General features: G+C 76.3%; 21 protein-coding genes and 1 tRNA gene. 15 read left to right on the plus strand and 7 right to left on the minus strand.

From position 1 onward, the window contains the following. Nucleotides 1-5 precede the first annotated feature (5 nt). Both ispD and ispF read left to right on the plus strand, forming a co-directional pair. Nucleotides 6-752 carry a 2-C-methyl-D-erythritol 4-phosphate cytidylyltransferase gene (gene ispD / locus FB586_RS06140; RefSeq protein ID WP_136518459.1) on the plus strand — a complete coding sequence of 249 codons (747 nt, stop codon included), beginning with the start codon at nucleotides 6-8 and terminating at the stop codon, nucleotides 750-752. Beyond that, nucleotides 749-1,237, plus strand: a complete 489-nt coding sequence (ispF, locus tag FB586_RS06145; protein ID WP_136518460.1) for a 2-C-methyl-D-erythritol 2,4-cyclodiphosphate synthase — start codon at nucleotides 749-751, stop codon at nucleotides 1,235-1,237. The genes ispD and ispF overlap by 4 nt, the downstream gene beginning before the upstream one ends. Here ispF and FB586_RS06150 read toward each other — a convergent pair. Beyond that, a complete protein-coding gene (locus tag FB586_RS06150; protein WP_136518461.1) occupies nucleotides 1,218-2,147 on the minus strand; it encodes an EamA family transporter in 930 nt (309 codons plus the stop codon). The two genes, ispF and FB586_RS06150, sit on opposite strands and share 20 nt — an antisense overlap. A 133-nt stretch (nucleotides 2,148-2,280) precedes the next feature. Here FB586_RS06150 and FB586_RS06155 point away from each other — a divergent pair, with 133 nt between their 5' ends. Further along, nucleotides 2,281-2,514, plus strand: a complete 234-nt coding sequence (locus tag FB586_RS06155; RefSeq protein ID WP_136518462.1) for a hypothetical protein — start codon at nucleotides 2,281-2,283, stop codon at nucleotides 2,512-2,514. Nucleotides 2,515-2,544: 30 nt separating this feature from the next. On the opposite strand, the gene FB586_RS06160 is transcribed toward FB586_RS06155, so the two are convergent. Beyond that, nucleotides 2,545-3,573, minus strand: coding sequence for an alcohol dehydrogenase catalytic domain-containing protein (locus FB586_RS06160; protein ID WP_187697847.1), 1,029 nt, complete (start codon nucleotides 3,571-3,573; stop codon nucleotides 2,545-2,547). Nucleotides 3,574-4,013: 440 nt separating this feature from the next. Between FB586_RS06160 and FB586_RS06165 the strand changes: the two genes are divergently transcribed. From FB586_RS06165 to rlmB, 3 genes are all read left to right on the plus strand, one after another. Continuing rightward, nucleotides 4,014-4,781, plus strand: coding sequence for a TetR/AcrR family transcriptional regulator (locus FB586_RS06165; RefSeq protein WP_136518464.1), 768 nt, complete (start codon nucleotides 4,014-4,016; stop codon nucleotides 4,779-4,781). Between the two features lie 89 nt (nucleotides 4,782-4,870). Continuing rightward, a complete protein-coding gene (gene cysS / locus FB586_RS06170) occupies nucleotides 4,871-6,295 on the plus strand; it encodes a cysteine--tRNA ligase (RefSeq protein WP_136518465.1) in 1,425 nt (474 codons plus the stop codon). 69 nt (nucleotides 6,296-6,364) lie between these two features. Beyond that, the gene (gene rlmB, locus FB586_RS06175) at nucleotides 6,365-7,357 is read left to right on the plus strand and encodes a 23S rRNA (guanosine(2251)-2'-O)-methyltransferase RlmB (RefSeq protein WP_136518466.1); all 993 of its coding nucleotides are present in this window, start codon (nucleotides 6,365-6,367) and stop codon (nucleotides 7,355-7,357) included. 30 nt (nucleotides 7,358-7,387) lie between these two features. On the opposite strand, the gene FB586_RS06180 is transcribed toward rlmB, so the two are convergent. From FB586_RS06180 to FB586_RS06195, 4 genes are all read right to left on the minus strand, one after another. Further along, nucleotides 7,388-8,689, minus strand: coding sequence for a DUF4032 domain-containing protein (locus FB586_RS06180; RefSeq protein ID WP_136518467.1), 1,302 nt, complete (start codon nucleotides 8,687-8,689; stop codon nucleotides 7,388-7,390). 87 nt (nucleotides 8,690-8,776) lie between these two features. Beyond that, the gene (locus tag FB586_RS06185; protein WP_136518468.1) at nucleotides 8,777-9,904 is read right to left on the minus strand and encodes an ABC transporter ATP-binding protein; all 1,128 of its coding nucleotides are present in this window, start codon (nucleotides 9,902-9,904) and stop codon (nucleotides 8,777-8,779) included. 261 nt (nucleotides 9,905-10,165) lie between these two features. After that, a complete protein-coding gene (gene otsB / locus FB586_RS06190) occupies nucleotides 10,166-10,987 on the minus strand; it encodes a trehalose-phosphatase (RefSeq protein ID WP_136518469.1) in 822 nt (273 codons plus the stop codon). Then, nucleotides 10,980-12,551 (minus strand): alpha,alpha-trehalose-phosphate synthase (UDP-forming), encoded by a 1,572-nt coding sequence (locus tag FB586_RS06195; protein ID WP_136518470.1) that lies wholly within the window; start codon nucleotides 12,549-12,551, stop codon nucleotides 10,980-10,982. Before FB586_RS06195 ends, otsB begins: the two co-directional genes overlap by 8 nt. Nucleotides 12,552-12,663: 112 nt before the next feature. On the opposite strand from FB586_RS06195, the gene FB586_RS19705 reads away from it, so the two are divergent. The 5 genes from FB586_RS19705 (at nucleotide 12,664) to FB586_RS06220 (ending at nucleotide 17,889) form a co-directional block, all read left to right on the plus strand. Continuing rightward, nucleotides 12,664-14,799 carry a serine/threonine-protein kinase gene (locus tag FB586_RS19705; RefSeq protein ID WP_187697848.1) on the plus strand — a complete coding sequence of 712 codons (2,136 nt, stop codon included), beginning with the start codon at nucleotides 12,664-12,666 and terminating at the stop codon, nucleotides 14,797-14,799. A gap of 79 nt (nucleotides 14,800-14,878) precedes the next feature. Then, nucleotides 14,879-15,382, plus strand: a complete 504-nt coding sequence (locus FB586_RS06205) for a hypothetical protein (protein WP_136518471.1) — start codon at nucleotides 14,879-14,881, stop codon at nucleotides 15,380-15,382. A 67-nt stretch (nucleotides 15,383-15,449) separates the two neighbouring features. Beyond that, entirely contained in the window at nucleotides 15,450-16,382 is a 933-nt protein-coding gene (locus tag FB586_RS06210) for a DsbA family protein (RefSeq protein WP_136518472.1), read from the plus strand. An 86-nt stretch (nucleotides 16,383-16,468) separates the two neighbouring features. After that, nucleotides 16,469-16,545: transfer RNA gene (locus tag FB586_RS06215), tRNA-Thr, on the plus strand. A gap of 66 nt (nucleotides 16,546-16,611) precedes the next feature. Further along, on the plus strand, nucleotides 16,612-17,889 hold the full coding sequence (locus tag FB586_RS06220; protein WP_136518473.1) for an MFS transporter: 1,278 nt from the start codon (nucleotides 16,612-16,614) through the stop codon (nucleotides 17,887-17,889). Nucleotides 17,890-17,904: 15 nt separating this feature from the next. Here the strand turns inward: FB586_RS06220 and FB586_RS06225 are convergent, their stop codons facing one another. Then, nucleotides 17,905-18,576 (minus strand): response regulator, encoded by a 672-nt coding sequence (locus FB586_RS06225; RefSeq protein ID WP_136518474.1) that lies wholly within the window; start codon nucleotides 18,574-18,576, stop codon nucleotides 17,905-17,907. A 63-nt stretch (nucleotides 18,577-18,639) separates the two neighbouring features. Here FB586_RS06225 and FB586_RS06230 point away from each other — a divergent pair, with 63 nt between their 5' ends. From FB586_RS06230 to FB586_RS06240, 4 genes are all read left to right on the plus strand, one after another. Further along, nucleotides 18,640-19,824: a sensor histidine kinase gene (locus FB586_RS06230; RefSeq protein WP_246036562.1), complete on the plus strand. Its 1,185-nt coding sequence runs from the start codon at nucleotides 18,640-18,642 to the stop codon at nucleotides 19,822-19,824. A 218-nt stretch (nucleotides 19,825-20,042) separates the two neighbouring features. Next, nucleotides 20,043-20,453, plus strand: a complete 411-nt coding sequence (locus FB586_RS19345; RefSeq protein WP_168800476.1) for a hypothetical protein — start codon at nucleotides 20,043-20,045, stop codon at nucleotides 20,451-20,453. A 16-nt stretch (nucleotides 20,454-20,469) separates the two neighbouring features. After that, nucleotides 20,470-21,147, plus strand: a complete 678-nt coding sequence (locus FB586_RS19350) for a signal peptidase I (protein ID WP_168800477.1) — start codon at nucleotides 20,470-20,472, stop codon at nucleotides 21,145-21,147. Beyond that, nucleotides 21,144-22,295 (plus strand): DUF4175 domain-containing protein, encoded by a 1,152-nt coding sequence (locus tag FB586_RS06240; RefSeq protein ID WP_136518475.1) that lies wholly within the window; start codon nucleotides 21,144-21,146, stop codon nucleotides 22,293-22,295. Before FB586_RS19350 ends, FB586_RS06240 begins: the two co-directional genes overlap by 4 nt. The last annotated feature ends 104 nt before the right edge of the window (nucleotides 22,296-22,399 follow it).

Raw genomic sequence — 22,399 nt, forward strand, 5'->3', positions numbered from 1 at the left:
ACCGCATGACCGTCGCCGCCGTCCTCACCGCCGCCGGCAGCGGCTCCCGCCTTGGGCACGTGCTGCCCAAGGCGCTCGTCCCGGTCGCGGGCGCGCCCCTGGTCGCGCACGCCGCCCGCGCGCTGCTCGACGCCCGCGCCGCCGACGGCGCCCGCGTCAGGGCACTCGTCGTGACGGCCCCGGCCGAGCACCTCGCGGCCGTCGCCGACGCGCTCGCCCACCTGGCCCCCGCGGACGTGCCCGTCACGGTCGTCCCCGGCGGCGCCACCCGGCAGGCGTCCGTCGCCGCCGGCCTCGCCGCGCTGCCGGCCGACGTGGACGTCGTGCTCGTGCACGACGCGGCCCGTGCGTTCGCGCCGCCGGAGCTCGTCGCCCGCGTGGTCGACGCCGTCCGCGCCGGCCACGACGCGGTCGTGCCCGGGCTGGCCGTGGTCGACACCGTCAAGCGCGTCGCGTCGTGGGACGCGACCGGCGGGCCGGTCCTCGACACCCCGCCGCGCGACGTCCTGCGCGCCGTGCAGACGCCGCAGGGCTTCGCGCGGGACGTGCTCCTGCGCGCCCACGCGGCCGGTGCCGGGCGCGCCGGTGACGAGCGGACCGCGGCCTCGGACGACGCGGGGCTGGTCGAGGCGGACGGCGGCCGGGTCTGGGTGGTGCCGGGCGACGAGCGCGCCGCGAAGATCACCACCGTGCGCGACGTCGTGCTCGCCGAGGCGCTGCACGCGGCGCCCGTCCCCGGAGGTGCCCCGTGAACCTGCGCACCGGCATCGGCGTGGACGTCCACGCCTTCGACCCCGACCCCGCTCCCGACGCGGTCCTGCACCTCGCGGGCCTGGAGTGGCCGGGGGAGACCCCGCTCGCGGGCCACTCCGACGCCGACGTGGCGGCGCACGCGGCGGCCGACGCCCTGCTGTCCGCCGCCGGGCTGGGCGACCTGGGTGCGCAGTTCGGCACGAGCGACCCCCGCTGGGCGGGCGCCTCGGGCGCCGCGATCCTCGCGGAGACCGCCCGCCGGGTCCGCCGCGCGGGGTTCACCATCGGCAACGTCGCGGTCCAGGTGATCGGCAACCGCCCCAAGCTCGGCCCGCGGCGCGTGGAGGCGCAGGCGGTGCTGTCCATGGCCTGCGGGGCGTCCGTCACGGTGACCGCGACGACGACGGACGGGCTGGGGCTCACGGGGCGTGGCGAGGGCGTCGCGGCGATCGCGACCGCGCTGGTCACCGCGCCGGAGGGCTGACCTCCACCCGACCGGGCACCTCGCCGCCGGTGGCGCGTTGCGCCGCCACGCTGCCCAGCAGGACGCCGCCGACCACGAGCGTCCCGAGCAGCAGCTCGACCGGCTCGGTCGGCTCGCCGAGGACGAGCCACGACGACCCGATGCCGACGACGGGCACGAGCATCGAGAACGGCGCCACCACGCTCGACGGGTGGTGCGACATGAGCCAGGTCCACACGCCGGAGCCCACGAGGGTCGCGACCAGGACCGTGAACAGCAGCCCGCCGACCGCGGCGAGCCCGGTCGGCGTCGTCAGGCCGGTGAGCGACGCCCGGATCCGTCCGGGGCCCTCGAGCGCGAACGCCAGGCCCAGCATCGGCAGCGGCGGCACGACGGACATCCACAACATCAGCCGGAACGGCGAGTCCGGCCGCGCCTGCCGGTTGCACAGGTTGCCGAACGCCCAGCCCAGCCCGCCGCACAGCGTCAGCACCACCGGCAGCAGGGTGGCGCCGCCCTCGAGCCCGGCGCGGTGCACCGCGATACCGCCGAGCCCGGCGACCGCGACCGCGACGCCGAGCGCCTGGCGGGCCGTGAGGCGCTCGCGCAGGAGCACGGCCGCGAGCAGGACCGTGAACGGGGCCGAGGACTGGAGCACGAGGGACGCCAGCCCGGTGGGCATGCCGGTGTCCATCGCGAGGTAGAGGAAGACGAACTGCAGGACGCCGAACCCGAGGCCGTAGCCCACGAGCCACCGCCAGGCGACCTGCGGACGCGGCACGAGGACCAGGGTCGGCACGGCGATGAGCGTCCAGCGCAGCGCGACGAGGAAGAACGGCGGGAACTGCTCGAGCGAGAGGTGGATCGCCGGGAAGTTCAGGCCCCACGTGACGGCGACGAGCACGGCGAGCAGACGGTGGCGCAGGGGCACCGGACGAGTGTCCTCCGCCCCGGGCGGTGCCCACCAGCAGGACGGGCCGGGAGCCCGCCCGGCGCGGTCGGGCAGGAGCCGCCAGCCGGACGGACGTCGCGATCCGGGCGAATCGCCGGTACCGTTCCGCGGCGTGACGAGCCCCACCACCGACGAGCGCGACGGCGCGCCGGCTGCGGGCACCCACGCCCCGCCCACGGCCCTGCCGCGTCGCACCCCGGCCCTGCCGGTCCGGCAGCGCAACCGCGTCCCGCTCGAGACGCTCGAGGCGGCCTTCACGGGTCTGCAGCAGGTGGACGAGCGCGCGAAGCCCGCCGCACCCCTGGCGCCACCGCCCGACGTCGTGCTGCCCTGGCTGGAGCGCTGACCGTCCCGGCTCCGACGGCGGGGTGCCGCGTCAGTGCACGGGCTCGTGGTCGCCCGTCGCCTGCGCCGCGTCGGTGACGAGCACGAGCTTGCCGCCGGCGTGCCCGGCGCGGGACCGCTCGTGCGCACGAGCGGCGTCCTCGAGCGCGTAGGCGCCCGTGACGAGCACGTCGAGGGTGCCGTCAGCGGCGAGCGCCGTCAGCTGGCTGCGCGCCGCCTCCCGCACGTCCGTGCCCGGCTCGGCGCCGGGACCGTGCCCCAGCGCGCGGACGCCGAGCCCCGGCGCCCGGTCGAGGGCGACGAGCGTCGCGACCCGCCGCCGGTCGGGGACGAGGCCGACGGACACGTCCAGCGCCTCCGGCGTGCCGACGGCGTCGATCGCGGCGACGACCTTGCCCAGTCCCGCCGCGGCCGCCTCGACGCGCTCGCGCAGCCCGGGGCCGTGGGCGACGGGGACGGCACCCAGGCGTGCGAGGCAGCTGTGCCACGCCGGCGACGCGGTGGCCACGACGTGCGCACCGCGCAGCACCGCGAGCTGGACCGCCATCCGTCCGACCCCGCCGGACGCCCCGTGCACGAGCACGACCTCGTCGGCGTCCACCTCCGTGGCGACGACGGCGTGCAGCGCCGCGGCGCCGGCCGACAGCAGCCCGGCCGCGGCCGTGACGGCGAGCGAGGCGGGTCGGCGCACGAGCACCTCCTGGCGCACGGTGACCAGGTCGGCGTAGCCGCCGCGCACCGGCCACGCCACCACCTCGTCGCCGGGCGAGAACCAGCGCACCCCGGACCCGACGGCCCGGACGACCCCGGCCACCTCGAGCCCGAGCGGGACCGGCGGCCGGGCGCCGGAGCCGGGCGCGTAGCTCTTCCAGTCCCACGGGTTGACGCCCGCGGCGGCGACCTCGACCACGACCTCGCCGGGCCCGGGCGCTGGGATCTGCCGCGCCACCACGCGCAGCACCTCCGGCCCCCCGAGCGACGCGGCCACGACTGCACGACCAGAGAACGTCACGACCGACAGCCTGACGCGCCCGTCCCGCACCACCAAGCGGCGCGTCATCACCCGTTCGTAGGAACGTCATCGATCCGTCACCCGGTCGAGGGGTCCCGGCCACCGCGGCTGTGACTGGTGGCCGGGGAGGGGTCGTCCGTGGGACGGGCCGCGCGACGACGCTCGGGGTGCCCGCAGGTGCGCCCGCGGGTCGCGCGGCGCGGAGGCCGCCGGCACCGGTCCCGGCGAGCCGGGCGGCGCCGGTCGCCCCGTCGTCGTGCCGTTCTGCGCGCAGCGCCGGCCCGCAGGTGGGACCCTCGACCCGGGGGTCACGCCGGCCCCGTCGCGGCCGCAGCACCGGACGGGTGGCGTCCTGACGGGTGGTCCTGACCGGCCGTCCAGGACAAGTGCGTGAAATGCTTGACTATCGTCACGCGGATCGATGAGATGGTCCGCAGGGCGTACAGCGGGGCCGGGGGGGTCGCCGCACGCCGCCGCGAGGAGGAACCATGAACCGACTGCCCGTCGCCGAGCGCCGCGAGCAGCTCATCGAGGCCGCGCTGACCGTCGCGAGCCGCGACGGCGTCGACGGCACGACCGTCCGTGCGGTCGCCGCCGAGGCCGGCGTGTCCCTCGGTGTCGTCCACTACTGCTTCCGTGACAAGGACGAGCTCCTGCGTGCGATGGCGCACGCCATCACGGAGCGCAACACGGCCCGCGCCATGGCGGAGATGCCGGACCAGGCGCCGGTGCTCGACCTCATCCTCGGCGTCCTCGACGGCCTCTGGGCCAACATCCTCGCGACGCGGGGCCCGCAGCTCCTGACGTACGAGCTGACGACGACGTCGCTGCGCCACCCGGAGCTGCGCCAGGTCGGCGTCGACCAGTACGTCAACAGCTGGGCCGCGGCGGAGCACTTCCTCGAGGAGGTCGAGCGCGTCGGCGGCGTCACGTGGCTCGTGCCGCGTCACCTCGTGGCCCGCTCGATCATCGCCGCCATCGACGGCTTCTCGCTGGCCTGGCTCGTCGACGGCGACGCCCAGGCGGGGTACGAGGGGCTGCGCCTGTTCGCCGAGCACCTCGCGCGGCTGGCCTCGCCGACGCCGCGGCTCGAGGCGGTCGTCGACGACCCGAGCGTCGACGAGCCGGCCGACGCGACCGCCGACGGCCTCGAGGGCGCCGGTGACGCGGAGGAGACCCACCACGGCGAGACCGCCTCGGCGGACGTGCACCGGCTGGCGGCCCAGACCGCCCCGAACCTCACCGCCCTGGCCTGAGACGTGCCGGGCGTCGGCGACCCTCAGGGGGCGGGTCGCCGGCGCCCGGCACGGCGGCCGGGGCGCGTCCGCCCCGGTAGCCTGGGCCGGTGACCCTGCGGCTGTTCGACAGCGGCACCCAGACGGTGCGCGACTTCGTCCCCCTCGTCGAGGGTGAGGTCGGCGTCTACCTGTGCGGTGCCACCGTGCAGGCGCCCCCGCACGTCGGTCACGTCCGGTCCGGCGTCGCGTTCGACGTGCTGGTCCGCTGGCTGCGGCGCTCCGGCGCCCGCGTCACGCTGGTCCGCAACGTCACCGACATCGACGACAAGATCCTCGCGAAGGCCGCCGACGCCGGTGAGCCCTGGTGGGCGTGGGCGCTGACGAACGAGCGCGCCTTCACCGCCGCGTACGACGCGCTGGGCGTGCTCCCGCCCGCGTACGAGCCGCGCGCGACCGGGCACGTCCCCGCGATGCTCGAGCTCATGGCGCGCCTCGTGGAGCGCGGCCACGCCTACGTCGCGGGACCGGGGGACGTCTACTTCGACGTGCGCTCCTGGCCCGCCTACGGGGAGCTGACCAACCAGCGCCTCGAGGACATGGTGGACTCCCCGGACGAGGGCCGTGCCGGGGGCAAGCGCGACCCGCACGACTTCGCGCTGTGGAAGGCCGCCAAGGCGGGGGAGCCGGTGACGGCGTCGTGGGACACCCCCTACGGGCGCGGCCGCCCGGGATGGCACCTCGAGTGCTCGGCCATGGCCCACCGGTACCTCGGTGAGACGTTCGACATCCACGGCGGCGGGCTGGACCTGCGGTTCCCGCACCACGAGAACGAGCAGGCGCAGTCGCACGCCGCGGGGTACGGCTTCGCGCGGTACTGGCTGCACAACGGCTGGGTCACCCAGGGCGGCGCCAAGATGAGCAAGTCGCTCGGCAACGGGCTGCTCGTCTCGGCGGTGCTCGAGAAGGTCCGCCCCGTCGTCGTGCGGTACGCGCTGACGGTCGTGCACTACCGCTCCATGCTCGAGTGGACCGACGAGACGCTCCGCGAGGCCGAGGCGACCTGGGACCGGCTCGCCGGCTTCGTCGAGCGCGCGAGCGAGCGGGTCGGGGCGGTGCCGGCGGAGGCCGTCGCGACCGCCGACCTGCCCGAGGAGTTCGTCGCCGCGATGGACGACGACCTGAACGTGCCCCGCGCCATGGCGGTGGTGCACGAGTGGCTGCGCGACGGCAACTCCGCGCTCGCGGCGGGCGACCTCGACGAGGCGACGCGCTCGCTCGTGGGGCTCCGTGCGATGCTGGACGTCCTGGGGCTCGACCCGGGCAGCCCGCAGTGGGCGTCCCACGGGGACGACGACCGCCTCGCGCGCGCGCTCGACGCGCTCGTGACCGCGCAGCTCGAGGCCCGTGCCCAGGCGCGGGCGGCCCGCGACTTCGCGGCCGCCGACGCGATCCGCGACCGCCTCACGGCGGCGGGGGTCGTGGTCGAGGACTCGCCGACCGGCGCCCGCTGGTCGCTGCGTCCGAACGCCTGACCCCGCCCGGCGCGCCCCACGGGGCGCCCCACCCACCCGTTCCCGCCACGACACACCCGGAGGGCTTCCATGGCCGGCAACTCCTCGCGCCGCGGCGCGACCCGCAAGGCGGGATCCAAGAAGGGCGCCACCGTCGGCAGCGGCGGCCAGCGGCGCCGCGCGCTCGAGGGCAAGGGCCCCACGCCCAAGGCCGAGGACCGCGTCTACCACCCGGCGCACAAGCGCAAGGTCGCCGCCGAGAAGCGAACGACCACGTCCGGACGGCCCACCGCCGGTGCGTCCCGCAGCGCGGCCGGCACCCGCGGCGGCCGGACGAGCTCCACGCACGAGATGGTCGCGGGCCGCAACTCCGTCCTCGAGGCCCTGCGCGCCGGCATCCCGGTGACGACGGTCTACCTGGCGTCGCGGCTCGAGGCGGACGACCGCACGCGCGAGATCGTCGCGACCGCCGCCGAGGCGGGCTACCCGCTCCTCGAGGTGGGCCGGGCGGAGCTGGACCGGCTCACCGACGGCGCCGTGCACCAGGGCGTCGCGCTCCAGGTGCCGCCGTACGCGTACGCGGAGCCCGACGACCTGCTGGACGCCGCCGACGTCGCGGGTGCCGCGCCTCTGGTCGTGGCGCTCGACGGCGTGACGGACCCGCGCAACCTCGGCGCGGTGCTGCGCTCGGCCGGGGCGTTCGGCGCGCACGGGGTGCTCGTGCCCGAGCGGCGGTCGGCGGGGGTGACCGCCGCCGCGTGGAAGGTCTCCGCCGGGGCGGCGGCGCGGGTGCCCGTGGCGCGGGCCACCAACCTCACGCGCGCGCTGCAGGCGTACCGGCAGGCGGGGCTGTTCGTCGTCGGGCTCGACGCCGGCGGCGACGTCCCGCTCGGCGAGCTGCCGTACGCGAACGACCCGCTCGTGCTCGTCGTCGGCTCCGAGGGCAAGGGGCTGTCCCGCCTCGTGCGCGAGCAGTGCGACGCGATCGCGTCGATCCCGATCGCGTCCGCCGTGGAGTCGCTCAACGCGGGCGTGGCGGCCGGCATCGCCCTGTACGAGGTGGCGCGGCAGCGCACCGCCTGACGCGTCCGGCGCCGGGCCCGTCCGCGGGCGTCAGCCGATGAGCTGGTCGAGGTCGTCGCCGCCACCGCGCGGCGCGTCCCCCGCGTCGGCGTCGCGCAGGTCCTCCACGCGGGTGCCCAGCACGGCCTGCTCGTCGGGCCGGCTGGGCAGGATGTTCTTGACGTAGCTCTTCACGACCTCGCTCATCGGCACGTCGCGGTGCTGCTGCTGCGACAGGTACCACCGGTGGTCGAGCAGCTCGTGGTACACCTGCGCCGGCTCGAGCTTCGTGCGCAGGTCGCGGGGCACGCTGCGCACGGCGGGCTCGAAGACGTCCGTCAGCCAGTCGTGCGCCACGAAGGACTCGTCCTCGGCCTGCCGGTCCGTCGCGGCCCGGAACTCGTCGAGGTCGTTGAGCAGGCGCCGGGCCTGGTTCTCCTGCACGTCCAGGCCCGTCAGGCGCATGAGGCGGCGCGAGTGGTGGCCCGCGTCGACGACCTTCGGCTGGATCCGCACGGTGGTGCCGTCGACGTCCGTGGTGATGTCGAGCTCGCCCACGTCGAAGCCGAGGTCGTTGAGCCGGTCGATGCGGGCCTGCACGCGCCAGCGCTCGCCGTAGCCGAACGACTCGACCTCCGTGAGCGCCTTCCACAGCTCCTGGTACCGCTCCGCGAGGGCGTCGCCGATGGCGACCGCGTCGGCGTCCTCGTCGAGGAACTCCCCGGCCTGCAGGTCCATGAGCTCGCCGATGATGTTGACCCGCGCGACCTCGAGGTCGTAGCTGCGCTGGCCCACCGACAGCCGGTCGTGCAGGTCGCCCGTCTCGGCGTCGACGAGGTACGCCGCGAACGTCTCGGCGTCGCGGCGGAAGAGGGTGTTCGACAGCGACACGTCGCCCCAGTAGAAGCCCGCGAGGTGCAGGCGGACCATGAGCACCGCGAGCGCGTCGATGAGGCGGGTCGCGGTGTCCGGCCGCAGGGACTGGCTGAACAGCGCGCGGTACGGCAGCGAGAACGACAGGTGCTGCGTGATGAGCACCGCCTCGAGCGGCTCCCCGTCGGGGGCACGGCGGCCGGTGATGACGCCCACCGGCTCGACGCTCGGCACGTCGAGCTTGCGCAGCTGGCGCAGCAGCTCGTACTCGCGGTGCGCGACGGTCTCGCCGATCTCCTTGATCGCGATCACCCGGCCGGACAGCCGCGCGAACCGCACGACGTGCCGCGAGATGCCGCGGGGGAGCGCGGCGAGGTGCTCGGTCGGCCACTCCTCGAGCGGGATGTGCCACGGCAGGTCGAGCAGCGCCGGGTCCGGGCTCGTCGCGGTGATCTGCAGACGCTGGGCCGTACCGGTCATGCGTCGATCCTCTCAGGTCGCGGCAGACACGACGAGGCGGGCCCGGTCAGGGACCGGACCCGCCTCGTCGTGGTGGTGCGTGGTGCGTCAGGCGGAGAGGCGCTCGCCCGAGCCCGCGTGGAACAGGTGCTGCTCGTTCGGGCGGATCCGCACGTAGATCGACTCGCCCTTGGCCGGCACCTGGCGGGGGTCGACGCGCACGATGACCTGCGCGTCGCCGGCGCCCGAGTGGACCTGGCTCGCCTGGCCGAACTCGTCCGTGAGCGAGCCGTAGACGAAGGCGTCCGAGCCGAGCTCCTCGACGATGTTGACGACCACCGGGAACGCGTCCGGCGTGCCGTTCGGCACGACGTCGAGCGACTCGGGGCGGAAGCCGACCGTGATGTGGCCCTTGTCGTCGTCCGCGATGCGGCCGATGACGTCGCGCGGGAGCGCGAGGCGCGACTGGCCGACCGACGCGGCGCCGTCGAGCACCGGGAAGGTCCCGATGTTCATGGCGGGCGAGCCGATGAAGCCGGCGACGAAGACGTTGGCGGGCGTGTCGTACATCTCCCGCGGCGTGCCGACCTGCTGCAGGATGCCGTCCTTGAGGACCGCGATGCGGTCACCCATCGTCAGGGCCTCGGTCTGGTCGTGCGTGACGTAGACCGTCGTGACGCCGAGACGGCGCTGCAGCGACGCGATCTGCGTACGCGTCTGGACGCGGAGCTTGGCGTCGAGGTTCGACAGCGGCTCGTCCATGAGGAAGACCTGCGGCTGGCGCACGATCGCGCGGCCCATGGCGACACGCTGACGCTGACCGCCGGAGAGCGCCTTCGGCTTGCGGTCGAGGTACTGCGTGAGGTCGAGGATCTTGGCGGCCTCCTCGACGCGGGTGCGGATCTCCGCCTTCGGGGTGCCGGCGATCTTGAGCGCGAAGCCCATGTTGTCGGCGACCGTCATGTGCGGGTACAGCGCGTAGTTCTGGAACACCATCGCGATGTCCCGGTCCTTCGGCTGGACGTCGGTGACGTCGCGGTCGCCGATGAGGATGCGGCCGGCGTTGACGTCCTCCAGGCCGGCGAGCATGCGCAGCGAGGTCGACTTGCCGCAGCCCGAGGGGCCGACGAGGACGAGGAACTCGCCGTCCTCGATGTGGAGGTTGAGCGCGTCCACCGCGGGACGCTCGGTGCCCGGGTAGATCCGGGTCGCGTTGTCGAAAGTGACCGTGGCCATGAGCCGTCATTTCCCTTCACCGGCAGGTACGTGCCGGACGATCCGTCGTGAAGAGTGTCAACGCGTGGTCCCAGGTGGCACCCCGCTGAGCTCGGTGTCTCCGCTGACACAGGTCGGGGGTGGTCGGGACGACCCCCCTCGGCCGGCGCCAGTATGGCATACGCCACGTCCGGGCTGTCCGGGTCGTCCGGACCTGGCGGAGGCCGCCCCCCGGACGCACGCCGGCGCCCACCCGTCCGGTGGACGCGCCGCCCGCGCTGGTCAGCGCGTCGCGCGCTCGACCGCGGCGAGCACCGCGACGACGTCCTCCGGGCCCGGGACCCGGTAGCGCGCGGCCGTCGCCCCGGCGCCGACCTTGACCGTGAGGTCGTCCGCGTCGAGCGCGGCGAAGGCGTGCTCGTCGGTCACGTCGTCGCCGCCGTAGAGCACCACGGGTGCGCCGATCTCGTGCCGCAGCGCCTGCAGCGCGCTGCCCTTGTCGGCCGGCAGCACCGTCAGCTCGACGACGTCCTTGCCGTGCAGCGTGCCGGTGCCCAGCTCGGCGCCGAGCGCGAGGGCCTCCTGCTCGGCGGCGGCCGCGACGTCGCGCTCCGCGAGCCGCGTGTGCACCACGACCGCGGTCGGCTTCGTCTCCACCCACACGCCGTCGCGGCCGCGGGCGACGGCCGCGGCCCGCGCCCCGAGCGCCGCCAGCCGGTCCGCCTGCTCGGCGGTGAGCTCCACGACGTCGCGGTCCAGCCCGTGCGGCGTCACGCGGGCGCGCTCCGCGCCGTGGCTGCCCACCAGGTAGGTGCCCGGCGGCACCTCGGCCAGCGCGTGCAGGTCCGCCATCGCCCGGCCGGACACCAGGGCGAGGGCGACGCCCGGCCGGCCGGCCAGCGCGGCGAGCACCTCGACCCCGGCCGGGAGGATCGCCGACGTCATCGGGTCGTCGACGAGCGGGGCGAGCGTGCCGTCGAAGTCGAGCGCGAGCAGCAGCGGGCGCCGCGCCGGGTCGGCGAGGACGGCCCCGAGGCGCCCGGTGAGCGCGTCGGCGTCCTGCGGGCCGGTCGCGGACCCGGTCGTGGTCGTCGGCTCAGGCATCACGGTCCGCCTCGTCGTAGGGGTCGCCGTGGCGCTGCGCGTCCTGGTACTGCGGGGCGGGGCCGGGCGCCGTGGCCCCACCGCCGTCCTGGTCCCGGTCGCGCGGCTCGACGCGTCCGGCGGCGTCGCGGACCGGCACCGCGGTCAGCGCGGAGAGGAACTGCTGGGACCACGCTGCGACGTCGTGGCCGAGCACGCGGCGGCGCAGGCGGCGCATGCGCTTGCGGGACTCGCGGGGCTCCATGTGCACGGCGTACGTGATCGCGTCCTTCATGCCCGCGATGTCGTGCGGGTTCACCAGCACGGCGCCCACCAGCTCGTCCGCCGCACCCGTGAACTCGCTGAGCACGAGGGCGCCCCGGTCGTCGGAGCGTGCGGCCACGTACTCCTTGGCGACGAGGTTCATGCCGTCGCGCAGCGCGGTGACGAGCATGACGTCGGCGGCCAGGTAGAGCGCCGCCATCTCCTCCATCGGGAAGGACTGGTGCAGGTACTGCACCGGCGCGTGGCCCACCGTGCCGTGGTCGCCGTTGATGCGGCCCACGAGCAGCTCGACCTCGTCGCGCAGCTGCTGGTACGCGCCGACGTTCTCCCGGCTCGGGCTGGCGACCTGGACGAGCACGGTGTCGCTCGCCGACAGGCGGCCGTCCTCGAGCAGCTCGCCGTACGCCTTGATGCGGTGCCGGATGCCCTTGGTGTAGTCGAGCCGGTCGACGCCGAGGAGCAGGTGCTGCGGGTCGCCGAGCTCGGCGCGGATCTCCTTCGCGCGCGCCTGCACCTCGGGGGTGCGGGCGAGCGCGTCGAACGCGGCCGAGTCGATCGAGATCGGGAACGCCGCGGCGCGCACGTGCCGCTGCTGCGGCGTCCCCTCGGCGGTGGTCACGACCTGCCCGCGCGTCGTCAGGTCCGTCAGGCGCCGCACGACGCGCACGAAGTTCGACGCGTCGCCCGCGCGCTGGAAGCCGACGAGGTCCGCGCCGAGCAGGCCCTCGACCACCTGCTTGCGCCACGGCAGCTGGGCGAAGATCTCGAGCGGGGGGAACGGGATGTGGTGGAAGTACCCGATCCGCAGGTCCGGCCGCAGCTCGCGCAGGTACGCCGGCACGAGCTGGAGCTGGTAGTCGTGCACCCACACCGTGCCGCCGCGCGCGGCCTGACCGGCCGCCGCCTCCGCGAACCGCCGGTTCACCCGCTGGTAGGCGTCCCACCACTGCCGGTGGAACGTCGGCGGCGCGATGACGTCGTGGTACAGCGGCCACAGCGTGTCGTTCGCGAAGCCCTCGTAGTAGCGCTCGACATCCGTCTCGGACAGCGCGACCGGCACCAGGAGCGTGCCGTCGACGACGAACGGGTCGAGCTCGAGGCCGGGGGAGCCGCCCCAGCCGACCCACGCCCCCTCGTCGCCGGCGCCCGTCATGACGGGCGCGAGCGCCGTCACGAGACCGCCGGGGGACCGCGTCCAGGTGGGCTCGCCGGACTCGTCCAGGGTGACGTCGACCGGCAGGCGGTTGGCCACGACGACCAGGTCGTAGCCGTCCTCGGGCACGTCGGAGGGCACGCGCATCAACTCCTCGGGATCGGTGCCGACCCTAGCCGTGCACGGGGTCCCCCGCCCGGGCTGCGGCGCGCGTGTGGCGTCCCCCACGTGCGGGGACGCTCCCGCTAGCGTGCGGCAGATGGAGCGGATCGGCCTGACGCCGGGGTCGGAGATCGGCGGGTACACCGTCGTCGCCCCCCTCGGGTCCGGGGGCATGGGCACGGTGTACCGGGCGGTCGACGGCGGCGGCACCGCCGTCGCCCTCAAGCTGCTGCACCCGCACGTCGGCGCCGACGCGGCCGTGCGCGCCCGGCTGCTGCGCGAGGTCGCCGCGCTGCAGCGGCTGCGGCACCCGTCGGTGGCCGCGGTGCTCGACGCCGAGGCGGACTCCACCGAGGCGTTCATCGTCACCGAGCTCGTCCCCGGCGCGACCCTGACCGAGCGCGTGCGCGCCGACGGCCCGCTCGACGCCGACGAGCTGCTCGCGCTCGCGGAGGGGCTGCGCTCCGCACTCGCGGCGGTCCACGCGGCGGGCGTCGTGCACCGCGACCTCAAGCCGTCGAACGTGCTGCTCACCGACGACGGACCCGTCCTGATCGACTTCGGGCTCGCGCAGGGCCTGGACGACGACGCCACCCTGACGACCGCTGGCTTCGTGCTCGGCACCCCCGGCTACCTCGCACCCGAGCTGCTCGACGGCGGGGAGCCCGGCCCGGCGACGGACCTGTGGGGCTGGGCGGCGCTGCTCGCGTACGCCGCGACCGGGCGCGACCCCTTCGGCTCCCGGCCGGTCGAGGCGGTGCTCGCACGTGCCCGGTCGGGCGAGGTGGACCTGGCCGGCGTCGGCCCGCTCACGGCGGAGGCGGTCTCCGCCGCGCTGCGGCCCGTGCCCGCCGAGCGGCTCGCGCCCGAGGACGTCGTCGCCGCGCTGCGGGTCGTGGCCGACGAGGGCGAGCTCCCGGCCGGGTCGGACGCGGCGGCGGTGCTGGCGGCGCTCGCGGGCGGTGCGGCCGCCGTCGGCGCGGACAACCGGGACGACGACGGCGAGGACGACGACGGCGAGGGTGACGCGCCGGACGGCGAGGACGCCGACGACGTCGCGACCGCGCTGGTCGGGCGCGACGACGTGGCGACGACGGCGGTGCCCGCGGACGCGCCGGACGTCGTCCCCACGACGGCCCTCGCGGCGGGCGGCGCCGACGCGGCCGCGACGACCGTCCTGCCCGCCGGCCCGGTCACGCAGGACGACGACCTCGACACGGACGGGCCCGACGGCGACGGGCCGGACGACGACGGGCCCGACGCCGACCTCGACGACGGACGCGCCGACGACCCGGACGGGCCGGACGCGGCGGCGACGACGGTCCTGCCCGCCCGCACGGCCGGCACGACCGCCGTCGGCCCGCCCGTGCCGCCCGTGCACGACGGCCGCACCGTCGCCGTGCCGCTCGGCGCGGGCCGCGACGACCGCACCGCGGTCCTCACCGCGGACCGCTCGGGAGACGAGGACGGCGGGCACGACGACGGCGGGCACGACGACGGGTGGGACGACGGCGGGGACGGGTGGTCGGACCGGCCCGACGACGGCGACGGGGTCGGCTGGCTGGAGGACGACCTCGAGCGGTCGGAGGGCCCGGCCGCCGAGGGGTCCGGGTACGTGCGCCCGCCCGCACGCCGGCGGTGGGGGACGCTGCTCGCGCTCGCGCTCCTCGTCGGCCTCGCCGGGGCGCTCCGCCCCGCGGTGACCCTCGCGGTGGTGCTGGTGCTCCTGGTGCTGGTCCGGACCGTCGGGTCGGCCGTGGAGTCGATGCACGGACGGCGGGAGCGCGCCGGGGTGCGCCGCTCGGACGTGCCGCTCGCGCTCGTCGCGTCGCCGTGGCACCTGCTGCGCGCGGTCCTCGGGCTCCTGCCGTCGGTCCTGGTCGCCGCGAGCGTCGCGGTGATCGTCGCCGGGGTGGCGTGGTGGCTGCTCGCGTCCGGCCGGTGGGTGCTCGGCGACGTGGTCGCCGGCGAGCCGCCCGGCGGGCCGGAGGGCGCGGCCGCCGTGGGGACGCTCGTCCTGCTCGTCGTCCTCGTCCTGTGGTTCGGACCGCTCTCCCGCCTGACCCGCACCGGTGCGCGGCGCGTCCTCGCGGGCGTGGCGCCCGGCTGGGTCGGGGCCCTCGTCGTCGTCGTGCTCGCGCTCGTCGCCGCCGCCGTCCTCGCGCACCAGGTCCTGCAGGGCGCCGACATCGGGTGGGCCCCGCTGCCCGTGCCACGCGTCCCCGGGCCCTGAGCGCACCGGCGCACCCCGCCGCCGCAGGAAGGGGCGGAGGGCCCTCGGCACGGGCGCCCGCAGCGCCTACCCTGGGCGCGTGCGAGCGCGTCGTGGACCCGGGCTGCGGCACGCGCGCGCCCGCGCCGTGACGCTCGCCGGCGCCCTGCTGGCCGTCACGCCGCTGCTCGTCGCCGCGCAGGGGCGCGTCCTGGTGCACCGGTGCGTCCCCGCGGACGGGCCGGCCGCCGCCCTCGGCCTGCGCCTCGAGGTGCTCGCCTCGGCCGCCCACTGCCCGCAGGGCGCCTACGCGCTCGGGGACACCGCGCAGGGCGCCGTGCTGCTGCTCACGGTGACCGTGCCCGTGCTCGTGGCCCACGTGCTGCTCGCGGCCGCCGGTCTGGGCCTCGGCGTCGTCCTGCGCCGCGCCGGCAGTGTCGTCCGGGCGCTCGCCGCGGCCGCCGTCGTCCGCCGGCCCACCGCGGCCGTCCAGCCAGCCGTCCCGCAGGTCCGCCTCACCGCCCCCGTCCTGCCCGTGCTCGTGCGGCACGACCGGGGCCTCGTGCTCGTCCGTCCGCGCCGGGGGCCGCCCGTGGCGTGCTGACCGGTCCGCCGGTCGCGCGTCCGCACGTCCCGCCGGCAGCGCCGGCACCCGCAGACCAGGAGCACCCATGCCCACCAACGACCCTCGTCCCACCAAGGCGGCGCGGCGCGAGGACGCCCGCGCCAAGGCGCAGGCCATGCGCCAGGAGCAGGAGCGCCGCGCCAAGCGCAACCGCCTGCTCGCCATCGGCGGCCTGCTCGCCGCCGTCGCGGTCCTCGCCGTCGTGATCGTCGCGATCGTGCGCCAGGGCGCCGAGCGAGCCGAGGCGTACGGCACCGTGCAGTACGGCGGCGGCGAGGAGACGGTCGTCGCGCCGACGCTCGACGACGTCGAGGCCCCGTCCACCGCCGCCGGCGGCGGCATCCCCGTCAGCGCGGCCGGCGTCGGCGAGACCGGCGAGGACGACACCACCGTCGAGGTCTACTTCGACTTCATGTGCCCCTACTGCGGCCAGTTCGACGAGGCCAACGCCGCGGACCTCGAGGCGCTCTCCGCCGAGGAGGGCATCACCGTCGTCTACAAGCCGATCTCGTTCCTCGACGGGACCTCGCAGGGCACGTTCTTCTCGACCCGCGCCGCCAACGCGCTCGCGGTCGTCGCCGACCAGTCGCCGGAGCACGTCGCGGACTTCATCACGGCGATGTACGACAACCAGCCGGAGGAGGGCTCCTCGGGCCTGACCGACGCGGAGATCGGCGAGATCGCCGAGGGCGTCGGCGTCCCGGCGGACGTCGTCGAGCAGTTCACCGCGACCGTCGACGGCACGTACGAGATCGCCACGGACGACGGCAACGAGGAGCGCGACGGCACGTGGCGCACCTTCTCGCCGTGGGTCGTCGCCGCGACCGAGCAGGCGAACACCGACCTCGGCGGCATCAGCACGCCGTCGGTCCGCATCAACGGGCAGAAGTGGCCCGCGAGCCAGAACGAGCAGGGGCTGCTCTACCAGCCGGGCCCGCTGGCCGAGGCCGTGCGCGCCGCGGCCGCCGAGCAGGGCTGACCCGCGCGGCGTCCCGCGGGCGCCCGTCCCCACGGGGGCGGGCGCCCGCGGAGCGCCGGGTGCCGGCCGGTAGGCTGGCGCCACTCGCCTCCTTAGCTCAGCTGGCCAGAGCAGCTGTCTTGTAAACAGCAGGTCGTCGGTTCGAATCCGACAGGGGGCTCCACCACGCGCCGTCCCGGTGGACGGCCCACGGCGGCGGGTGCAGCCCGGTGCGGCGAGACTGGCCCGGATGTCCCACGACGACGCCCGGCCCACCGCGCGCGGCGGGTTCCTGTCCCGCACCGCGGTGCTCGGCGTGTACCTGCCCGCGCTCGTGTTCGAGCTCGGCATCGGCGCGGTCGTGCCGGTCGTGGCGGTGCGCGCCGTCGAGCTCGGTGCGGACCTCGCGACCGCGGGCGTGCTCGCGGCGCTCCTGGGCGTCGGGCAGCTGCTCGCCGACCTGCCCGCCGGCGCCCTCGCCGCCCGCATCGGCGACCGCGCGGCGATGCTCGTGGCGTCGGCCGTGTCCGTCGTCGCGCTCGTCGGGTGCGCGCTGGCCGACCGGGTCGCGCTGCTCGCCGTCGGCGTGCTCGCGCTCGGCGCCGCGAACGCCGTGTTCCTGCTCGCGCGGCAGTCGTACGTCACGGGCATCACGCCCGTCCTCTACCGCGCCCGCGCCCTCTCCACGCTCGGCGGCGTCGGCCGGATCGGCGTGTTCCTCGGCCCGTTCCTCGGCGCCGCGGTCGTGCACCTGACCGCCACGCCCGCGGCGTTCTGGCTCGCGGTGGCGACCACCGCGCTCGCGGTGGTCGTGCTCGTCGCCGTGCCGGACGTCGAGGGCCCGGAGCGCGTGCGCGGGGCGCGGGCCTCGGTGCTCGCCGTCGCGCGCGACCACCGCCACGTGCTGGTGACGCTCGGCGGCGCGGTGCTGCTCGTGGGCGCCGTGCGCGGCGCCCGTCAGCAGGTGGTGCCGCTGTGGGGCGAGCACCTGGGCCTGGCCCCGGCGACGACCAGCCTGCTCTTCGGCGTCGCCGGCGCGCTCGACGTGCTGCTGTTCTACCCCGCCGGCCGGGTCATGGACCGGCGGGGGAGGCTGGCCGTCGCGGTCCCGTCGATGCTGCTCATGGCGGCCGCGATGCTCGTGCTCCCGACCACGACGACGGCCGCCGGCCTCGCGGCGGTCGCCATGCTGCTGGGCGCGGGCAACGGCGTGAGCTCCGGCCTGCTCATGACCCTCGGGTCGGACGTCGCGCCGCCCGACCGGCGGTCGGCGTTCCTCGGCGTGTGGCGCCTGCTGCAGGACTCCGGCGTGGCGGCCGGCCCGCTCGTCGTGTCCGCCGGCGCCGCGCTCGGCAGCCTCGCGGCGGGCGTGCTGGCGACGGGTGCGATCGGCGTCGCGGCGGCCGGCGCGCTCGCGCGCACCGTGCCGCGCTGGTCGGTGCACGCGTCGCGGCGGACGCGCGTGGCGGCCGGGCTGCGCCCGGACGGGCGCCCCGCCGCTCCCGACGGCAGCGCGCCGGGGCCCTGAGCGGCGCGGCGGGCCTCAGAGCGCCGGGCCGGTCTCCTCGAGCAGCCGCAGGGCCGCGCTCACGCGCGGGTTGCGGGCCGGGTCCGTGTCGATGCCCAGCGTCGCGTAGACCGCGTACACGTGGTTCTGCACCGACTTCTCGGTGATGCCGAGCCGTTCGGCGATCCCGGCGTTCGACAGCCCCTGCGCGAGCAGCCGCAGCACCGCGAACTGCCGCTTGGTCAGCCGTGCCACCGACGAGCCGAGGCGCGGCGTCATCTGCTCGAGCAGGGCCGGGTCGAGCACGGTGCGTCCCGCCGCGGCGGCACGCACCGCGTCCAGGAGGCCCGCCTCGTCGGTCATGCTCGTCTTCGACAGGTACCCCCACCCGTGCGCCACGTCCTGCGGCAGGTCCAGGAGCAGGTCCATCGCGTCGTGCGCGGACAGCAGCAGCACGCCGAGGTCGGGCTGCTCGCGCCGCAGCTGCACGCCGAGGGCGATGCCGTTGCCGTCCGGCAGGTCGATGTCCATGACGACGACGTCGACGACCCCGGGCCGCAGGACGCGGCGGGCCTCGCCCGTCGACTCGAGCGTCGCGACGACCTCCAGGTCGTCCGCCACCTCGAGCGTGCGGCGCAGCATGGCGCGGAAGAGCGGCTGGTCCTCCACGACGGCGACGCGGAGCCGGCGGTCGTCGGGTGCTGTCATCGCGGCCAGTATGGTCGTCGCGCGCCCATCGTGCGCGCGGGCACGGCGGGGGTCGGGAGCGGGATGACGGGCGGGACCGGGGGCACGTCCCCCGCGGCGAGGCGCAGCGACGCCGCCGCCGACCGGCGTGTGCTGGTCGGCGTGTCGGCGCTGGTGGCCCTCGGGTACGGGGTCGGAGCCTCCCTGCAGAGCGCGTACATCTACGCCCAGCTCGTGCCCGCGTGGGCGCACGTGGACCTCGTCCAGCGGCTCGCGGCCAACGCGGTGGCCGTCGCGACGCTCGCCCTGGCGCTCGCGGTGCTGCAGGTGCACGCCGCCCGGGGCGCGTGGGGCGTGGGGCGCCGCGTGGTGCTCGCCGCCGCGCTCACCGCGGCCGCCCGCGTGGCCGCGCAGCTCGTCGCCGGCGTGTACGCGCGCGACGACGTCGCCTCCCAGCAGGCCGAGCTGCTGGGCGGGTTCGTCGCCACCCTGGTGTCCGCCGGCATCGGGGCGTGGGCCATGCTCTGGCTGCGCGGCGCGCGCGCCCGCACCCGGGCGGCGGAACGGGCGGCCGTCGCGGTCGAGCTCGCGGTGCGCGCGCTCGAGAACGAGGAGATCCGCGTCCGGCGCCAGGTCGCCGAGGGCCTGCACGGCACGCTCCAGCAGCGCCTGGTCCTCGTCGAGACGCGCGTCGCCGAGCTGCTGCGCCGCCGGCCCGGCTGCGAGGAGGCCGCCGACGACCTCGCGTGGGTGCGCGACCAGCTCGCGGAGGCGCGTGACGCGGACGTGCGCCGCATGAGCCGGCTGCTGTACCCCGACCGGCTGGAGCTGGGCCTGGTCCCCGCGGTCCGTGCCCTGCTGAGCCGCCTGCCCGCGACGATCGCCACCAGCCTGCGGGCGAGCGCCGCGGTGCGCGAGCGCGACGACCCGACGCGGGAGGACCTCGTCGTCTCCGACCGCCTGCTGGCGCTGCGGGTCGTCGAGGAGGCGGTGACGAACGCGCTGAAGAACGGGCCGCCGCGCCGCGTCGACGTCGTGCTCGACCTCGTCGACGACGTGCTCCTCATCGAGGTGGTGAACGACGGGGACCTGTACGCGCCCCGGCGCGTCGACCCCGCCTCCGGCACGTCCCGGCTCGCGGAGCGCCTGGCGGTCGTGGGCGGGCGGCTGGCGGTGGGCCCCGGGCCCACCACGGGTGCGCGTGTGGAGGCCCGGCTGCCCCTGGCACCTGCGGAGGACGGACGGCGGACCGCCCCGACACCCGGGTGACCTGCGTCTCATGGGCCGTCACGGGCGGCTGTCACAAGGAGCCGAGACAGCGTGTCCGGTTCCTCCGGACCAGTCCGGGACGTCTGCTCCCGTTCAGGTGAAAGACACCGCTCGACGTGCAGGGGTGGGTGCGGCCACCTAGACGTACGTCCAGGAAGCACGGGCGGCCGCCTACGGTCACCCGAGCACCCCCTCAGCCCACCCGTCCAGGAGTCGCCATGTCCAGCAGCCGTTCGTCCCGCACCCGCAAGGTCCTCGCCGTCTCGCTCGCCGTCGTCGGCGTGGCCGGCCTGTCCCTCGCCTCCGCGTCGCAGCTCTCCTTCAGCTCGCCCCAGCCGCAGATGCAGGCGGGCGTCCAGGTCGCCGGCGCGTGCCAGACCGCTCCGCTCACCGTCGCGTTCGCCGACCCGACCCTCTCGGAGGGGAAGTTCCGCTCGAGCACGGTCACGGTCAGCGGCTTCGACGCCACGTGCAACGGCGAGTCGGTCAAGGTCGCCCTCCTCGACGCCTCCGGCGCCCAGATCGGCACCACGCACACCGTCGCGACGCTCGCCAACGGCGGGCCCGTCACCGCGCCGATCGCCGGCGACGCGCAGGCCATCGCCTCCGTGGCCGTCACCATCTACTGACGCACCGACCCGATCGGTGACCCCGCAGCAGCACACCGCACCCGACGCCCCTCGCGGGCGTCGGGTGCTGCGTGCTGCCGGGAACGCGGTCGTGTACGCGCTGGCCCTCGTGGCCGGCGTCCTGCTGTGGCCGACCAGCCTCGGCGGCTGCACGAGCCTGACCGTGGTCTCGGGTCACTCGATGGAGCCCACCTACTACACGGGCGACCTCGTGCTCTCCCGCTGCGGCACGCCGCAGGTGGGGGACGTCGTCGTCTACACCCCCGAGGGCTACGGGGACGCGCGCATCATCCACCGCGTCGTCGGGCGCGACGCCGACGGCCTCGTCGTCCAGGGCGACAACAACCCCGAGGTCGACCCGTTCGTGCCGACCGACGAGGACGTCGTGGGGATCGCCCGGGTGCACGTGCCCGCGGTGGGGCGCGTCGGGCTGCTGGTCACGAACCCGTGGGTCTGGGTCAGCCTCGTCGTCGTCGGCCTCGGCATCCTGCTCTGGCCCGGCCGCGCGGAGGAGGACGAGGAGCAGGACAGGGACGCCGACGAGGACGCCGACCCGGACGAGGACGCCGACCCGGACGAGGACCGGGCCGCGGGCCAGGACGCGGAGCAGGACGCCGACCGGGCGGACGCCGGCACCCGCGGCCCCGCCGGCGCGCGGGCGGCGACGAGCGGCGCGGCCGGGTCGCAGCCGTGACCGGCGGGCCCGTGCGTCCCGCCGTGGCGCGTGCCCGTGCGGCCGTGGTCACGGTGCTCGTGGCCGTCACGGCGCTCCTGGCGGGCGTGGGCGGCGCGAGCGCCGCGACGCTGCCGATCGCGCCGGTGACCCGCGTGTGGGCGACCACGTCCACCGGCTGCGCGACCGGCACCGCCGTCGTCACGCCCGCCGCCCGCACGGACGCGAGCAGCGTCGCCGTGAGCGGTCTCGACGTGTCCCGCTGCCCCGGCACCGCACGGCTCGAGGTCTGGGTCGTCACCAGCACCGGCGCCACGCGCACGCTCGTCGGCACCGTCGCCGGACGTGCGAGCGTGCCCGCGAACCCCCCGGTCACGGTCGCACCCGGGACGGCGGTGTCGGTGCGCGTCGCCGGCTGGGTGCGGCCCGCGACCCTCGCCGTCCTCGCCGCGCCCGGTGACGACGCCGTCGTCGAGGCCGCACAGGGCATCGTCATCACCGACCGCCGCTGGACGATCGGCGACGACGACCGGCAGGCGTGCGTGGCGGTGACGGTGCGCGCGACGTCCGCCCAGCCCGTCGAGTGGCGCCTCGAGGTGATGCAGCAGGCGGCGCCCTGGTACGGGGACACCGTCGCCGAGCACTACGTGCTGGAGGGCGACGGCGAGACCGCGCAGATGCTGCGCGACACCCCGACGCGGGGACGGCTGCAGATCGCGGGCCGGCTGCGGGACTGGGGCGACTTCCGGTACCTGTCCACTGCGGCGGGCGACCCGTACCCCACCGAGCGGACCCTGACGCTCTGCAACCGCCAGCTGCCGCTGCAGCCGGACGTCCGCTCCGCGTACTCGGTCACGGTGACGCAGACCCGCTGGGACGCGCCGCCGAGCACGTGGAGCGGCCAGGTGGACGTCTGCTACGCCGTCCTGGTGCGCGGCAACGGGACCAGCCCCTTCAACGTCGGCTGGACCGCGAGCGTCGACCTGGCGGCCGCCCTGGCGCACGTCCGCTCGTACCCCGGGGGCACGGCGCGCGTGAGCGTCTCCCTCTCGGACAGCCAGCGCACCGTCACGACGTCGGGCTCGGTCGTCACGATGCGCAACGGCACGTACGGCGCGCTGAAGGGCACCGAGAGCCTCGAGATGGCGGCCTGCGTCTCGCGCTGGTGAGCGCCCCTGCTGCGCCCGGGTGAACCGCGCGGCGACCTCTCAGGACCGCGGCCGGCCTGCCGACATGGGCCCGCCGGCGCCGCCGTCAGCCCGCTGCTCCGCCC

The organism is Cellulomonas telluris, from assembly GCF_004886325.1.
Classification (GTDB): Bacteria; Actinomycetota; Actinomycetes; order Actinomycetales; family Cellulomonadaceae; genus Cellulomonas; species Cellulomonas telluris.

Coding starts and splice junctions, on each gene's coding strand:
- FB586_RS06220 (WP_136518473.1), top strand. CDS start 16,612: ATGTCCCACGACGACGCCCGGCCCACCGCGCGCGGCGGGTTCCTGTCC.
- FB586_RS06230 (WP_246036562.1), top strand. CDS start 18,640: ATGACGGGCGGGACCGGGGGCACGTCCCCCGCGGCGAGGCGCAGCGAC.
- FB586_RS19345 (WP_168800476.1), top strand. CDS start 20,043: ATGTCCAGCAGCCGTTCGTCCCGCACCCGCAAGGTCCTCGCCGTCTCG.
- rlmB (WP_136518466.1), top strand. CDS start 6,365: ATGGCCGGCAACTCCTCGCGCCGCGGCGCGACCCGCAAGGCGGGATCC.
- FB586_RS06180 (WP_136518467.1), bottom strand. CDS start 8,689: ATGACCGGTACGGCCCAGCGTCTGCAGATCACCGCGACGAGCCCGGAC.
- FB586_RS06195 (WP_136518470.1), bottom strand. CDS start 12,551: ATGCGCGTGCCCTCCGACGTGCCCGAGGACGGCTACGACCTGGTCGTC.
- otsB (WP_136518469.1), bottom strand. CDS start 10,987: ATGCCTGAGCCGACGACCACGACCGGGTCCGCGACCGGCCCGCAGGAC.
- FB586_RS06160 (WP_187697847.1), bottom strand. CDS start 3,573: ATGACGCGCCGCTTGGTGGTGCGGGACGGGCGCGTCAGGCTGTCGGTC.
- FB586_RS06210 (WP_136518472.1), top strand. CDS start 15,450: ATGCCCACCAACGACCCTCGTCCCACCAAGGCGGCGCGGCGCGAGGAC.
- ispD (WP_136518459.1), top strand. CDS start 6: ATGACCGTCGCCGCCGTCCTCACCGCCGCCGGCAGCGGCTCCCGCCTT.
- FB586_RS06225 (WP_136518474.1), bottom strand. CDS start 18,576: ATGACAGCACCCGACGACCGCCGGCTCCGCGTCGCCGTCGTGGAGGAC.
- FB586_RS19705 (WP_187697848.1), top strand. CDS start 12,664: ATGGAGCGGATCGGCCTGACGCCGGGGTCGGAGATCGGCGGGTACACC.
- FB586_RS06165 (WP_136518464.1), top strand. CDS start 4,014: ATGAACCGACTGCCCGTCGCCGAGCGCCGCGAGCAGCTCATCGAGGCC.
- FB586_RS06185 (WP_136518468.1), bottom strand. CDS start 9,904: ATGGCCACGGTCACTTTCGACAACGCGACCCGGATCTACCCGGGCACC.